This window comes from Bifidobacterium sp. LH_413, assembly GCF_056357015.1.
In genome coordinates this window covers 97,043-110,498 of the sequence record NZ_JBKEVK010000004.1, presented here as the reverse complement: position 1 = coordinate 110,498, position 13,456 = coordinate 97,043, and the positions used below count along the sequence as shown (strand labels likewise).

Annotated in this window: 14 protein-coding genes and 1 tRNA gene; 13 read left to right on the top strand and 2 right to left on the bottom strand. The window is 63.6% G+C overall.

Annotated elements, in window-relative coordinates:
- Positions 1–42: 42 nt before the first annotated feature.
- On the bottom strand, positions 43–528 hold the full coding sequence (locus AC1AYN_RS07655; RefSeq protein WP_476502129.1) for an N-acetyltransferase family protein: 486 nt from the start codon (positions 526–528) through the stop codon (positions 43–45).
- A gap of 206 nt (positions 529–734) precedes the next feature.
- Here AC1AYN_RS07655 and eno point away from each other — a divergent pair, with 206 nt between their 5' ends.
- The 5 genes from eno (at position 735) to AC1AYN_RS07630 (ending at position 4,533) form a co-directional block, all read left to right on the top strand.
- Positions 735–2,033 carry a phosphopyruvate hydratase gene (gene eno / locus AC1AYN_RS07650; RefSeq protein WP_034526353.1) on the top strand — a complete coding sequence of 433 codons (1,299 nt, stop codon included), beginning with the start codon at positions 735–737 and terminating at the stop codon, positions 2,031–2,033.
- A 110-nt stretch (positions 2,034–2,143) separates the two neighbouring features.
- Positions 2,144–2,716: an FtsB family cell division protein gene (locus tag AC1AYN_RS07645; RefSeq protein ID WP_476532795.1), complete on the top strand. Its 573-nt coding sequence runs from the start codon at positions 2,144–2,146 to the stop codon at positions 2,714–2,716.
- The gene (locus AC1AYN_RS07640; protein ID WP_476532794.1) at positions 2,713–3,273 is read left to right on the top strand and encodes a DUF501 domain-containing protein; all 561 of its coding nucleotides are present in this window, start codon (positions 2,713–2,715) and stop codon (positions 3,271–3,273) included. The genes AC1AYN_RS07645 and AC1AYN_RS07640 overlap by 4 nt, the downstream gene beginning before the upstream one ends.
- Before the next feature lie 95 nt (positions 3,274–3,368).
- Positions 3,369–4,367 carry a Ppx/GppA phosphatase family protein gene (locus AC1AYN_RS07635; RefSeq protein WP_476532875.1) on the top strand — a complete coding sequence of 333 codons (999 nt, stop codon included), beginning with the start codon at positions 3,369–3,371 and terminating at the stop codon, positions 4,365–4,367.
- A gap of 86 nt (positions 4,368–4,453) precedes the next feature.
- Positions 4,454–4,533, top strand: a tRNA-Leu gene (locus tag AC1AYN_RS07630).
- Between the two features lie 237 nt (positions 4,534–4,770).
- Here AC1AYN_RS07630 and AC1AYN_RS07625 read toward each other — a convergent pair.
- Positions 4,771–5,586, bottom strand: a complete 816-nt coding sequence (locus tag AC1AYN_RS07625; protein ID WP_476532793.1) for an HAD family hydrolase — start codon at positions 5,584–5,586, stop codon at positions 4,771–4,773.
- A 199-nt stretch (positions 5,587–5,785) separates the two neighbouring features.
- Between AC1AYN_RS07625 and AC1AYN_RS07620 the strand changes: the two genes are divergently transcribed.
- The 8 genes from AC1AYN_RS07620 (at position 5,786) to AC1AYN_RS07585 (ending at position 13,395) form a co-directional block, all read left to right on the top strand.
- Positions 5,786–6,484 (top strand): GntR family transcriptional regulator, encoded by a 699-nt coding sequence (locus tag AC1AYN_RS07620; protein WP_476532792.1) that lies wholly within the window; start codon positions 5,786–5,788, stop codon positions 6,482–6,484.
- A 283-nt stretch (positions 6,485–6,767) separates the two neighbouring features.
- Positions 6,768–8,129, top strand: coding sequence for a PTS sugar transporter subunit IIC (locus AC1AYN_RS07615; RefSeq protein WP_051922756.1), 1,362 nt, complete (start codon positions 6,768–6,770; stop codon positions 8,127–8,129).
- Positions 8,130–8,297: 168 nt separating this feature from the next.
- Positions 8,298–8,600: a PTS sugar transporter subunit IIB gene (locus tag AC1AYN_RS07610; RefSeq protein WP_034526368.1), complete on the top strand. Its 303-nt coding sequence runs from the start codon at positions 8,298–8,300 to the stop codon at positions 8,598–8,600.
- A 57-nt stretch (positions 8,601–8,657) separates the two neighbouring features.
- Complete coding sequence (locus AC1AYN_RS07605) at positions 8,658–8,984, top strand: PTS sugar transporter subunit IIA (RefSeq protein ID WP_033889656.1); 327 nt, start codon at positions 8,658–8,660, stop codon at positions 8,982–8,984.
- Between the two features lie 32 nt (positions 8,985–9,016).
- Positions 9,017–10,453, top strand: coding sequence for a 6-phospho-beta-glucosidase (locus AC1AYN_RS07600; protein ID WP_476532791.1), 1,437 nt, complete (start codon positions 9,017–9,019; stop codon positions 10,451–10,453).
- Positions 10,454–10,513: 60 nt separating this feature from the next.
- Entirely contained in the window at positions 10,514–10,774 is a 261-nt protein-coding gene (locus AC1AYN_RS07595; protein WP_100513134.1) for an HPr family phosphocarrier protein, read from the top strand.
- Positions 10,774–12,399, top strand: coding sequence for a phosphoenolpyruvate--protein phosphotransferase (gene ptsP / locus AC1AYN_RS07590; RefSeq protein ID WP_476532790.1), 1,626 nt, complete (start codon positions 10,774–10,776; stop codon positions 12,397–12,399). The genes AC1AYN_RS07595 and ptsP overlap by 1 nt, the downstream gene beginning before the upstream one ends.
- 48 nt (positions 12,400–12,447) lie before the next feature.
- Positions 12,448–13,395 (top strand): ROK family glucokinase, encoded by a 948-nt coding sequence (locus tag AC1AYN_RS07585; RefSeq protein WP_476502137.1) that lies wholly within the window; start codon positions 12,448–12,450, stop codon positions 13,393–13,395.
- The last annotated feature ends 61 nt before the right edge of the window (positions 13,396–13,456 follow it).

Below are 13,456 nucleotides of genomic sequence, written 5' to 3'. Positions count from 1 at the left end.
GAGCGGCGGGGGAGCGGGGCGGGGCGCGGACCCTGCAAGGCCCTACAGGATCGTCTCCATGCCGATCTTGTAGGGCTTGAGGCCCATTCGCTCGTAGAACGCCTGCGCGCCGGGATTGCACGACCACACGTTGAGCGTCACGTTGTAGCAGCCGGCGCCGCGGGCGAAATCGAGCACGTGCCGGTAGACGGCGGTACCCACGTGCCGCCCGCGCGCCGCCTCGTCGACGCAGATGTCGTCGATGTAGAGCGTCGTCACGTCGGTGAGCACGTGGTTGCCCGGATGCCGCTCGAACACGCAGAACGCGTAGCCGTAGAGCGTCGCGTCGTCCGCGTCCGAGAACGCGCCGAAGACCGGGCGTTCGTCGTCGGCGAGGATTCCCGCGAGTTCGTCGTCGGTGTATTTCGTCGCGTCCGCCTTGAACAGGTCGGGGCGGCCGGCGTGATGGACGTCCGCCACCTGCCGCAGCAGGCGGTGGAGTTCGGGGATGTCGCGCTTCTCGGCGCGGCGGATGTGCATGTCGTTCATGCGGGCCCAGTCTAGTCGGCGGATGTGGTGCCTGTCCGGACCGTGGAACGTCGACGGGAGTCGAACGGGGCGTGAAACAACGTTGAAATATCGGTGAACAGTGGGATGTGAACGCTCACAACACGCAATGCGCAACCCTTGCGCGTAGTCCATCAATCACACTATTCTTGACGATGTCATCACAACCTAACGTTAAAGGAGTAGTTGTGGCAGCAATTGAAAGCGTCTACGCGCGTCAGATTCTCGATTCCCGCGGCAACCCGACCGTCCAGGTCGTTCTGGACACCGAGGACGGCGCCCGCGGTCTGGGTCTGGTCCCGTCCGGTGCCTCCACCGGTGAGGCCGAGGCTTGGGAGCGTCGCGACGGCGACAAGTCCGTCTACGGCGGCAAGGGCGTTCTGAACGCGGTCAAGGCCGTCAACGAGGAGATCGCTCCGAAGGTCATCGGCATGGATGCCTCCGACCAGCGCGCCCTCGACGACCTGATGATCGAGCTCGACGGCACCCCGAACAAGGGCCGTCTGGGCGCCAACGCCATCCTCGGCGTCTCCCTGGCCGCCCTGTACGCCGCCGCCGAGTCCGCCGACGAGCCGCTGTACCGCTACATCGGCGGCACCAACGGCCACATCCTGCCGGTGCCGAACATGAACATCATGAACGGCGGCGCCCACGCGGACTTCGCCACCGACATCCAGGAGTACATGATCTCCCCGTACGGCTTCGACACCTACTCCGAGGCCCTGCAGGCCGGTGTCGAGGTCTACCACACCCTGAAGAACGTCCTCAAGAAGGAAGGCCTGAACACGGGCCTCGGCGACGAGGGCGGCTTCGCTCCGAAGATGAAGTCCAACAAGGACTCCCTCAACTACATCATGGACGCCATCTCCGCCGCCGGCTACGAGCCGGGCAAGCAGATCGGCATCTCCCTCGACGTCGCCTCCTCCGAGTTCTACAACAAGGAGACCGGCAAGTACCACTTCGAGGGCGACGAGCGCGACTCCCAGTACATGCTCGACTTCTACGAGCAGCTCATCGAGGAGTACCCGATCGTCTCCATCGAGGATCCGTTCAACGAGGAGGGCTGGGAAGACTGGACCGCCATCACCAAGCTGCTCGGCGATCGCCTGCAGTTCGTCGGTGACGACCTGCTCGTGACCAACCCGGCCCGTCTGGCCAAGGCCATCGAGCTCGGCGCCGCCAACTCCCTGCTGGTCAAGCTGAACCAGATCGGCACCGTGACCGAGACCCTCGACGCCATCGAGCTGGCCACCGCCAACGGCTACACCTCCATGGTCTCCCACCGTTCCGGCGAGACCCCGGACACCACCATCTCCGACCTGGCCGTCGCCAAGAACACCCGCCAGATCAAGACCGGTGCCCCGGCCCGTGGCGAGCGCGTCGCCAAGTACAACCGCCTGCTCGAGATCGAGGAGGAGCTCGGCTCCACCGCGAAGTACGCCGGCTACAGCGCCTTCAAGGCCTGCAAGAAGTACATCAACAAGTGAGTTGATGCCGCTTCGCCGGCGTGCTGAGGCGTCGCCCCATACGGGGCGACCATAGCGCAGCAACGAATGCCCGTCGCGTTCCGTCGAACGCGACGGGTATTTTGTTGCCCATGACCACACGGAACCGGACACCACGCGCGGGGGACGCCAAGTCCGCCGCGAAGGCGAAGAAGAACCGCCGTTCCGGCAACTCCGGCCCGATCGCCTTCTTCGTCTCCCTGTTCATCATCGCGGTCGGCACCATCCAGCTCGTCTCCACGTTCAACACGTACGCGGCCGACCTCGCCCACCTGAACAGCCTCAAACGCGAGGAGGCGGCGCTCGTCGCCCAGAAGCAGGAGCTGGAGAACGACATCTCCCGCTGGAACGACAAGAACTACGTGGCCGCGCAGGCGCGCGAACGCCTCGGCTTCGTCTTCCCCGGCGAGACCGCGGTGCGCGTGCAGAACCCGCAGGCGGTGACCGGCGACGGCAGCGGCGGCGGGACGAAGACCGACGCCGAGACGGACACGTCGAAGCAACTGCCTTGGTACAGTGAGCTCTCGTACGCGTTCAAGAAGGCCGACGAACCGGTGTCCAAGAACTCCACGGGCACGCAGGGGAAGACCGGAACGCAGAAGAACCGGCAGGATTCCGGCTCCGCCTCGACGGACACGACCACGACCAAGAAGGACCAACAGTGACCACCACCATCGACCCGACCGCACTGGCCGACCAGATCCTCGACCATCCGGCCACCGAAGCCGACATCGCCACCGTCGAGCACCAGCTCGGACGCTACCCGCGCGGCATGGCCGCCGTCGGCGCGCGCTGCGTGTGCGGCCGTCCGCTCGCCGTCGTCACCCGTCCGCTGCTGCCCGGCGGCGTACCGTTCCCCACCACCTGCTATCTCACCAGTCCGGAGGCCCTCAAGGCCGCCTCGCATGTGGAGGCCGACGGCGTGATGCAGGAGTACAGCCGTCTCGTCGCCGAGGACGAGGACGTGAAGGCCGCCTACGCGCGCGCACACGAGCTGTATCTCGCGTTCCGCCACGAGATCGCCGTCAAGCTCGGCGACACCGAGGAGCATATCGAAGGCACGTCGGCCGGCGGCATGCCCGTGCGCGTCAAGTGCCTGCACGCGCTGATCGCGCAGTCGCTCGTCATGGGCCGCGGCGCCAACCCGATCGGCGACATGGTGCTCGACCGCGTGAAAGACGAGTTCGACCCGGCCGTGTGCCGGTGCAGCGTGCTGGACTGACAAGGCGGACTACCCCTCAGTCCGCTTCGCGGACAGCTCCCCTGGCAAGGGGAGCCAAAGGAGACAGGCGTTCAATGCCAAGGAAAGGAACCATCATGGGCAAGGCGGTGACCGTCGCGGGAATCGACTGCGGCACCAATTCCATCCGACTGAAGATCGCGCGCGTCGACGAGCACGGCATGACCGAGATCGTGCCGCGCCAGCTGCGCGTCATCCGGCTCGGCCAGGACGTCGACAAGACGCACCGGTTCGCCGACGAGGCGCTGGAACGCGCCTACGCGGCGGCGCACGAGTTCGCCGGCATCCTCGCCGAGCATCCGGTCGACGGCATCCGCTTCGTCGCCACCTCCGCCACGCGCGACGCCGGGAACCGCGAGGAGTTCGAGGACGGCATCGAGTCGATCCTCGGCGTGCGCCCCGAGGTCATCCCCGGCACGGAGGAGGCCGACCTGAGCTTCCTCGGCGCCACGTCGGTCGTCGACCGCGGCGACCTCAAACCGCCCTATCTGGTCGTCGACCTGGGCGGCGGCTCCACCGAACTCGTCATCGGCGGCGACGGCGAGACCGCGCCCGCCACGCAGGTGCAGGCCGCGTATTCGATGAACATCGGATCGGTGCGCATGACCGAACGGCATCTCAAGACCGATCCGCCCACCGAGGAGGAGATCGCCGAGGCCGTCGAGGACATCGACGCGCATATCGACGAGGCGTTCCGTACCGTGCCCGCCGGCAAGGCGCGCACCATCATCGGCGTGTCCGGCACCGTGACCACGATGACCGCGCTCGCCATCGGACTGAAGGAATACGACCACTCCATCGTCGACGGCCACCGCCTGTCCATCGCCGACGCGACAAGCATCGACGACCTGTTCCTCAGGATGACGCGCGAACAGCGCCGCGCCTACAAGACGATCCATCCCGGACGCATCGACGTGGTGGGCGGCGGCGCCGTCGTCTGGAACCGCGTGCTCGCCAAGGTGAGCGAGGCCGCGCGGCTCGACCACGGCGAGGCCATCGACTCGTACGTGGCGAGCGAGCACGGGCTGCTCGACGGCATCGTCCTCGACTACGGACGGCGCCTGCTCGCCGCGTGACGCGACCAGACACGATTATGCGGCGCACGCCGGCATACGGACGCGCCGCATAGTACAATGACACGGTCGGCTCCCGCCGACCACAGGCCCCCGTGGCGAAATCGGTAGACGCAGTCGACTTAAAATCGATCGCTTCGGCTTGCGGGTTCGAGTCCCGCCGGGGGCACTTCATCACCCGGCTTCACGAAATATCGTGGGCCGGGTTTTGTATTTCCGACGATAGGCGATGTTGCGATTGCGTTGGAATCATGCGGCTGTTGGGTGGCGGCCCGGGAGCGGCACGGGACACGGCGCAGGAAGCGAAGACGGAGCGCATGGCTCGGGGCCGTGTTCCCACGCCGATGAAGGAGAGTGTGTCGAACAGCCCCGTCTGGAGCATTCTCTTCTGAGGCGGGGTGGCATGTTAACGGAGCAGCCGGTGCAGTACTGCCGCGAGACCGTTGTCGTCGACGTTTGGCGCAATCATGTCGGCGACTGATTTGACGGCTTCGGTGCCGTTGCCCATCGCCACGCCGATGCCGGCAGTCTGTATCATCTCAAGGTCGTTGTCGCTGTCGCCGATGGCGATCGTGTCGGACAGTGGAACTCCGAGCCGTTGAGAGACTTTCATGAGCGCCGTGCCCTTGTCTACTCCGGGGATAAGGATCTCGCCGTTGTCGTCGCTGGAAGCGTTGATTGATCCGTGGATAATGGTCGCGTAGTCAGCGAGCTCGCGACGCACGTCTTCCACGGTAAGACTGCCGTTCTCGGGGACGTAGAACGTTCCTTTGCGGACTGGAGGTAGAGGGGCAGAATGGTTGGTGATGGTGTGCCAGGAGTCGCGCATCTGCGGATGCCGCAGCAGTTTTCGCCAGATGCCGAGCCGGTGCAGGTAGCGTTCGGTGGCGTGCATGCCGTCGGGGCAGTGCCAGGCATACGGCATGGCGTGCGCGGTGAAGAACGAGGTCGCCATGCGGACGGATTCAGCGGGCATGCGCTCGTCGATGATGGTCTCACCGTCGAGCTCGGCGCATGCGCCGCCGTCGGATACGATGCCGTCGAACCCAAGTTCGAGCACCGGTGGATCGATGTCCAGCGCCGCACGGCCCGAACAGATGAACAGCCGGTGCCCGGCCTGCTGCGCTCGGCGGCACTGCTCGCGAGCCGATTCGGGAATGCGGTGGCTGCTGTCCAGCAGTGTGCCGTCGATATCAATAAATACTAGTTTGGATATGCTCATGCGCGTGTTCTCCTATGGAATGCCGACATCAGCGTCTGAACTGTAGATGGTGTTTCCTAAGAATAATTCATTCGAATGAATCATGCAATTGTGGGTGATGGTGTGTCTGTAATTCGAATGAATATGAGTCATGCGATAATATGGATTATGTGTGCTGCGGCGATGTGGCGCGGCTGAATGATGTGATTTTGGAGGGTGTATGAAATACCGTGAACTGGCGAAGATTCTCAAGGTGGAGATCGACAAGGGCAAATACCGCGACACGGGAAAGCTGCCCACCGAGCCCGAGCTCATGGAGCGGTTCGGCGCGACCCGGTACTGCGTGCGTAACGCCATTGCCATGTTGGTCGAGCTTGGTGATGTGTATCCGGTGCAGGGCAGCGGCATGTTCGTCCGGGAGAACAGGCGTGAGGGCTGCCTCAATATCAACGGCACGAGAGGCATGACTTCGGAGTTTCCCGGCCATTCCGTGTCCTCCAAGCTGATCAAGCTGGAGCAGCGCGAGGCGGGCGCGGATTCCGCGCGCCTCAAGTGCGCCGTCGACGCCAAAGTCTATAGCGTCTCGCGCCTGCGTCTGTTGGATGACGAACCGTTCGCCATCGAGTACGCCCTGTATCTCAAGGAGTTCGTGCCGTATCTCAGCGAGGAGATCGCCAGTGGCTCCATTTACGCGTACATTCGCGAGGATCTGGGGCTGAGTACGGGATTTGCAGACAAGCTGATATGCGCGCGAGAGCTGGATCATGGTCGGGCCGACCTTCTTGGCCTGTCGGCGGGGGATCCCGCCCTGGTGGTCGAGGACGACGCCTATCTGGCCAGCGGCCGCATGTTCAACGCCGGCACGGTCTACTACCACTATAAGAAGGCCACGTTTTTTAATTTCGCCGACCTGAAGTAGTCCCTTATATGCGTGAGGCGGCGTCGCTGGTGGGGGAGGCGCCGCTTCACGGTATTCCCTCGGGGGGGGGGGGGGGGGGGGGGGGGGGGGGGGGGGGGGGCGACACGCCGTATCCAAAAATCATTCGAATGAATTTGACACAGCCGAATGAAACTCGTATATTGTAGTCAAGTCATTCGGATTACGCCTATTCATCCGAATGACTTGATACTGAACAAGAGGAATCGGACCGGCGACAAGGACACCGGCCCGGGGACGTCAACCAGTCCAAAGGAGGACGAGAATGAAGGAGTTCGGCAACAAACTGCTCAACGGCTTCATGAAATTCGCGACGACCAAGGCGGTCACTGCTCTGAAGGACGGCTTCGTGCTCACGATGCCGGCCACCTTGGTGGGTTCGCTGTTCCTGCTGCTCGCGAACCTGCCGTTCGAGGGCTACACGGACTTCATGAACCACCTGCTGACCGACAAGTGGAACATCGGCCTGAGCCAGGTGTCCGCCGGAACATTCAATATCCTGGCCGTCATCATCGCGGTCGGCATCGGCTACGCCTACGCGCGCAACGAGAAGGAAGACGGCATCTCCTCCGGTCTGCTAGCCTTGGTCGCCTTCTTCATCCTCTCGCCGTCCTCGGTGAGCATCGACCACAGCACCGTCGACGCAATCAAGGAGGGCACCACCGCCTCCGTGTCCGGCGCGATCTCCACCTCATGGACCGGCGGCAACGGCGTGATCACCGCCATCATCGTCGGCCTGCTGTCCGGCCTGGTGTTCGTCAAGTGCATGAAGCACAACCTCAAGATCAAACTGCCCGACTCCGTGCCCGAAGGCGTGTCCAACGCGTTCTCCGCCATGATCCCCGGCTTCTTCGTGGTGCTCGGCTCCGCCGTCATCTACCATCTGTGTCAGCTGTTCGGCGGCGTGAGCTTCACCGAACTCATCTTCAAGATCCTGCAGACCCCGATGCAGAATCTCACCGACAACTGGGCCGGCGCGATCATCATCACCCTGCTCATCTCCATCCTCTTCTGGTGCGGCATCCACGGCCCGAACGTCGTCATGGGCATCATGGCCCCGCTGCTGACCGCCAACTCCGTGGCCAACCAGGCCCTCATGGATGCCGGCAAGGCCGTGACCACCGCCGACGGCGGCCACATCCTCACCCCGCAGATCGTCGACTGCTTCGTCAAGTTCGGCGGCACCGGCATCACCCTCGGCCTGCTCATCGCCGGCCTGATCGTGGCCAAGTCCAGCCAGATGAAGGAAATGTCGAAGCTGTCCGTCGTGCCCGGCCTGTTCAACATCAACGAGCCGGTCATCTTCGGCCTGCCGATCGTGTTCAACCCGTTCTTCCTGATCCCGTTCATCGTCGTCCCGCTAATCGCCATGATCATCACCTACGGCGCGATGTACATCGGCTTCCTGCCCCCGTTCGGCGCCGTCCAGGTGCCGTGGACCACCCCGGTGATCATCTCCGGCTTCCTGCTGGGCGGCTGGAAGGCCGCGCTCATCCAGCTCATCATCCTCGTGATCTCCGTGGTCGTCTACCTGCCGTTCGTCAAGAAGCAGGACCAGGCATGGGTCGCCGAACAGGCCGCCAACGACGCCGACATCGAGACGGCCGCCGCCGCGGCCAAGGCCTGAGACGCCGCATCGAACGGCCCGACTCTTCCGATCGGCAATGGTCGGATGACATGGGAGCCCGGTACGAGCAACCACCCTTGCCGGGCCCCCTCCTTAATCAACACTCAATACACCCATAACAACCAACCGCCCCACGATCGGTATGGGGCCCACTGAAAGGAAAACACCATGAAGATCGTACTGTGCTGCAACGCCGGAATGTCCACCAGCATGCTGGTCAAGAAGATGCGCGCCGCCGCCGAGGCCAAGGGCATCGAGGCCGAAATCGACGCCTACCCGATCTCCGAGGTCGAGGAGAAGGCCGCGAACGCCGACGCCGTGCTGCTCGGACCGCAGGTACGCTACGAGCTCGACCACGTCAAGAAGCTGCTGCCCGGCAAGCCGGTCGAGGCCATCAACCCGCAGGACTACGGCATGGTGCGCGGCGACAAGGTGCTCGAACACGCCATCGCCATCGCCGACGCCAAGTAACCCGACACCAACAGACAGACAACCGACAACCAAACGAACGAACCAAGGGTGGTAACAATGGCAGAAGACAACAAGGACTTCGACTGGGAGACCCTCTGCTTCCAGATGATCACAGCCGCGGGAAGCGCCAAATCCGACTACATCGAGGCGTTGCAGGCGGCCAAGGCCGGCAAATACGACAAGGCCGACGAGCTCATCAAGAGCGGCGACCAGAGCTTCGCGACCGGCCACGACCTGCACACCAACCTCGTGCAGCGCGAGGCGTCCGGCGAGAAGATCGAGGTCAGCCTGCTCATGACGCACGTCGAGGACCAGATGATGGCCGCGGAGACCGTCAAACTGCTGGTCAACGAGCTCATCGCGCTGTACAAGAAGATCAACTGACCCACAGGACCTATCAGGAAAAGGAACACAACATGGGTTTCCCAAGCAACTTTCTGTGGGGCGGCGCAGTGGCCGCCCACCAGCTCGAAGGTGCATGGAACGAAGACGGCAAGGGCGTGTCCATCGCCGACGTGATGACCGCGGGCGCGCACGGCGTGCCCCGACAAATCACCGATAGCGTCGAGACCGGCAAGATCTACCCGAACCACTGGGGCAACGACTACTACCACCGCTTCCGCGGCGACGACTCGTTGTTCCAGGAGATGGGCTTCAAATGCTTCCGCACCTCCATCGCCTGGTCGCGCATCTTCCCTAACGGCGAGGAGGACGAACCCAACGAGGCGGGTCTGAGGTTCTACGACGACCTGTTCGACGACCTCAAGGCCAAGGGCATGGAACCGGTCGTGACGCTCTCCCACTTCGAGATGCCGCTCAACCTGAGCCTCAAATACGGAGGATTCACCGACCGCAGGCTCATCGACCTGTTCGTCAAGTTCGCGCTCACCGTCATGGAACGCTACAGGACCAAGGTGAAGTACTGGCTGACCTTCAACGAGGTCAACAACCAGATGAACCTCGACAACCCGATCTTCGCCTACACCGACTCCGGCATCCGCTTCTCCGGGACGGACACGATCCACGACCGCAAACGCAAGGTCTGGCAGGCCGTGCACAACGAGTTCGTCGCCAGCGCCCTGGTCGTCAAGCGCGGCCACGAGATCAACCCCGACTTCCGGATCGGCTGCATGCTGGCCATCGTGCCGATCTACCCGGCCACCTGCAACCCCGACGACGTGATGCGCGCCGAAGTCGCCATGCGCGACCGGCTCGTGTTCGGCGACGTGTACGTCAACGGCGAATACCCGAACTACGCAAGGAACATGTGGGCCCGCGAGGACATCACCCCTCACATGGAGCCGGGAGACGAGGAGGCCATCGCCGAGGGCACGGTCGACTTCATCTCCATCAGCTACTACATGTCGATGGCCCTGTCCGCCGACGACTCCACCCCCGGCGACTTCGACTCCGGCATCGCCGGCGTGGTGCGCAACACGTACATCCCCGCCACCAAATGGGGCTGGCAGATCGACCCCGTCGGCCTGCGCTACGCGCTGAGCGTCCTGTACGAACGCTACCGCAAGCCGATCTTCATCGTGGAGAACGGCTACGGCGCATACGACACCGTCAACCCGGACGGCACCATCGACGACGACGACCGCATCGACTACCTGCGCGCCCACATCGAACAGGTCGGCAAGGCCATCGACCTCGACGGCGTGGAGGTCATGGGCTACACCGTGTGGGGCTGCATCGACGTGGTCAGCTTCGGCACCGGCGAATTCAAGAAACGCTACGGGCTGATCTACGTCGACGCCGACGACGAAGGACACGGCACCTTCGAACGCCGCCGCAAGAAATCCTTCGGCTGGTACCAGAAGGTCATCGCCACCAACGGCGAACAGCTGTAAACCACAGCACGTATACAAGGCGCTTCAAGCGCAACACATCAAACGCATAAAGGAATCATCATGTCTCAGGAATTCACGTTCACCGTATCCGACCCCGAGGGCATGCACGCCCGCCCCGCAGGCCTGCTGGTCGCCAAGGCCCAGGAATACCAGTCGAGCATCATCGTCACCCGCGACGGAAAATCCGTGGACGCCAAACGCATCTTCGGCGTCATGGGACTCGGCGTCAAGCAGGGCGACGAGGTCACCGTCAAGGTGCAGGGCAACGACGAGGTCAAGGCCGCCGCCGAATTCGAGCAGTTCCTCAAGGAGAACCTGTGATGAGAACGATACAAGGCGTTGGGGTCTCCGCCGGCATCGCCATCGGCGCGATCCGCGTGCTCGACACCGCCGACCACGCCGTGGAACGCCGCGTGGTCGACGACCCGAAGGCCGAGGTGGAACGCTTCCGTGCGGCCCGTGATACGGCCGTCAACCAGCTCAAGCAGCTGCGCGACAGGACCGCCGCCGAATTCGGCGAAGGCAAGGCCGAACTGTTCGACACCCACCAGCTCATGCTCCAGGACCCGGACTACGTGGAAAGCATCGAGGACCTGATCACATCGAGCAAAGTGAACGCCGAGTTCGCGGTCAACAGCACCGCCGAACAGTTCGCCGCCATGTTCGCAGCAATGGACAACTCCTACATGCAGGCGCGCGCCGCCGACGTCAAGGACGTCTCCCGCCGCGTGATCAACGTACTCGAAGGCAAACGCGGCGGCGGAGCGCAGGACGGCGACGGCGACAGCCACATCATCCTCGCCGAGGACCTGGCCCCCAGCGAAACCGTGCAGCTCGACCGCGCCAAGGTGCTGGGATTCGTGACCGCCAAAGGCTCCGCGAACTCGCACACCGCGATCCTGGCCCGCACGATGGGCCTGCCCGCCATCATCGGCATCGGCGACGCCTTCGACCCGGACGACGACGGCCACACCGCCGTGATCGACGGCACCAGCGGCTTGGCGTTCGTCGACCCGGACGAGGCCACGCTGGCCGAATACCAAGGCAAGAAGGCCAAGTACGAGGAACACCTGCGCCTGCTGCAGGAGCTCAAGGGCAAGCCCACCGAGACCAAGTCCGGCCAGCAGGTGCGCCTGTACGCCAACATCGGCCGCCCCTCGGACGGGACCGCCGTACTGGCCAACGACGCCGAGGGTATCGGCCTGTTCCGCAGCGAGTTCCTGTACCTGGAGAGCGAGGACTACCCGACCGAGGAATTCCAGTTCGAAGCCTACAAGGAAGTCGCGCAGAAGATGGGCGACCGTTTGGTCGTCATCCGCACGCTCGACATCGGCGCGGACAAGCAGGTCGGCTACTTCAACCTAGAGCACGAGGACAACCCCGCCCTCGGCTACCGCGCCATCCGCATCTGCCTGACCCGTCCGGAGATCTTCAAGGTGCAATTGCGCGCCCTGCTGCGCGCCTCCGTGTACGGCAACATCGCCATCATGCTGCCCATGATCACCTCGGTCCAGGAGGTGCGCGACGCCAAGAAGATCCTCGACGAGGTCAAGAGCGAGCTGCGCGGCGGGCACATCGACTTCAACGAACACATCCAGGTCGGCATCATGATCGAGACGCCCGCCTCGGTCATCATGGCCGACGAACTGGCCGCCGAAGTCGACTTCTTCTCCATCGGCACCAACGACCTGACCCAGTACACGCTGGCCTGCGACCGGCAGAACCCGAACCTCGGACGCTTCGCAGACCCGCACTCGCCCGCAGTGCTGCGCATGATCCGCATGGCCACCGAGGCCGCCCATCGCCATGACATCTGGTGCGGCATCTGCGGCGAACTCGGCGCGGACCTGAGCCTGACCGACACGTTCCTTGAAATAGGACTCGACGAACTGTCCGTCTCGCCCACCAGCGTCCTGCCCCTGCGCAACGCCATCCGCAACCACTGAGTGGCGGTTAGCTTTCAACAACTATTTCGACAGCAAGGAAAATCAGCCATGGAAACGCTCGGCATTGATATCGGCGGTACAAAGATCGCCGGAGGCATCTGCGACGAGGAAGGCAACATCCGCTGCCTGCAGCGCGTACCCACACCGGAGGATGCTGCCGACATCAACGCCGTCGTGGCCGACATCTACCAACAGTGCAAAAAAGAGGGCGACATCAAGGCCATCGGTATTTCGGCCGCCGGCAACGTGGCATCCGACCGACGCACCGTCAGCTTCGCGGCGAACCTGCCGGCATGGAACCAGTACCCGCTCGCCGACGCCATCGAAGATCTGATCGGGAACGGGGTCAAGGTGGTTGTCGAGAACGACGCCAACGCCGCCGGATGGGGTGAATACCGCTTCGGCGCCGGCTGTGACTCCCGGGACATGATCATGATCACCGTGGGCACCGGTGTCGGCGGAGCCATCATCGTCGACGGCCATCTGGCCAGGGGCGCGTTCGGCATGGCCGGCGAGATCGGCCACATGGTCATGGTCCCCGATGGCGAGGCCTGCGGATGCGGCCTGTTCGGCTGCGCGGAGCAATACGCCTCCGGTTCGGCGTTGGAACGGTTCGCATGGTCGGCCGCCAGACGCCAACCCAACCAGTCACAGCACCTGCTCGAAACATGCGAATACGACCGCAGTAAACTTATAGGCCCCATGGTGCGTGACGCCGCCCAACAGGGGGACCCCACCGCCACCGAAGCGTTCGAACGCCTAGGCGACTGGCTCGGCCGGCTCATGGCCAATCTGTCCGCCGTACTGGATCCCGACACCTTCGTCATCGGCGGAGGTGTGGCTGAGGTCGGCAGCATGCTGCTCGGCCCCGCCAGCACCGCATTCAACCGATACCTACAGGCCAGCATGTACCGCCAGCACGCCAACATCCTGGAAGCCAAGGCCGGCGGCAAGGCAGGCATTATCGGAGCTGCCGATCTGGCGAGAGTCGACTAGATGACCAATACTCACGGGAACCGTTTTCGGCCGGTACTCTACGATAAGCGTGGAGTACCGG

What these genes read in the sequence shown, in the direction of transcription:
- AC1AYN_RS07655 (WP_476502129.1), bottom strand. Translation starts at nt 528, where the DNA reads ATGAACGACATGCACATCCGCCGCGCCGAGAAGCGCGACATCCCCGAA.
- AC1AYN_RS07645 (WP_476532795.1), top strand. Translation starts at nt 2,144, where the DNA reads ATGACCACACGGAACCGGACACCACGCGCGGGGGACGCCAAGTCCGCC.
- AC1AYN_RS07635 (WP_476532875.1), top strand. Translation starts at nt 3,369, where the DNA reads ATGGGCAAGGCGGTGACCGTCGCGGGAATCGACTGCGGCACCAATTCC.
- AC1AYN_RS07625 (WP_476532793.1), bottom strand. Translation starts at nt 5,586, where the DNA reads ATGAGCATATCCAAACTAGTATTTATTGATATCGACGGCACACTGCTG.
- AC1AYN_RS07620 (WP_476532792.1), top strand. Translation starts at nt 5,786, where the DNA reads ATGAAATACCGTGAACTGGCGAAGATTCTCAAGGTGGAGATCGACAAG.
- AC1AYN_RS07615 (WP_051922756.1), top strand. Translation starts at nt 6,768, where the DNA reads ATGAAGGAGTTCGGCAACAAACTGCTCAACGGCTTCATGAAATTCGCG.
- AC1AYN_RS07610 (WP_034526368.1), top strand. Translation starts at nt 8,298, where the DNA reads ATGAAGATCGTACTGTGCTGCAACGCCGGAATGTCCACCAGCATGCTG.
- AC1AYN_RS07605 (WP_033889656.1), top strand. Translation starts at nt 8,658, where the DNA reads ATGGCAGAAGACAACAAGGACTTCGACTGGGAGACCCTCTGCTTCCAG.
- AC1AYN_RS07600 (WP_476532791.1), top strand. Translation starts at nt 9,017, where the DNA reads ATGGGTTTCCCAAGCAACTTTCTGTGGGGCGGCGCAGTGGCCGCCCAC.
- AC1AYN_RS07595 (WP_100513134.1), top strand. Translation starts at nt 10,514, where the DNA reads ATGTCTCAGGAATTCACGTTCACCGTATCCGACCCCGAGGGCATGCAC.
- ptsP (WP_476532790.1), top strand. Translation starts at nt 10,774, where the DNA reads ATGAGAACGATACAAGGCGTTGGGGTCTCCGCCGGCATCGCCATCGGC.
- AC1AYN_RS07585 (WP_476502137.1), top strand. Translation starts at nt 12,448, where the DNA reads ATGGAAACGCTCGGCATTGATATCGGCGGTACAAAGATCGCCGGAGGC.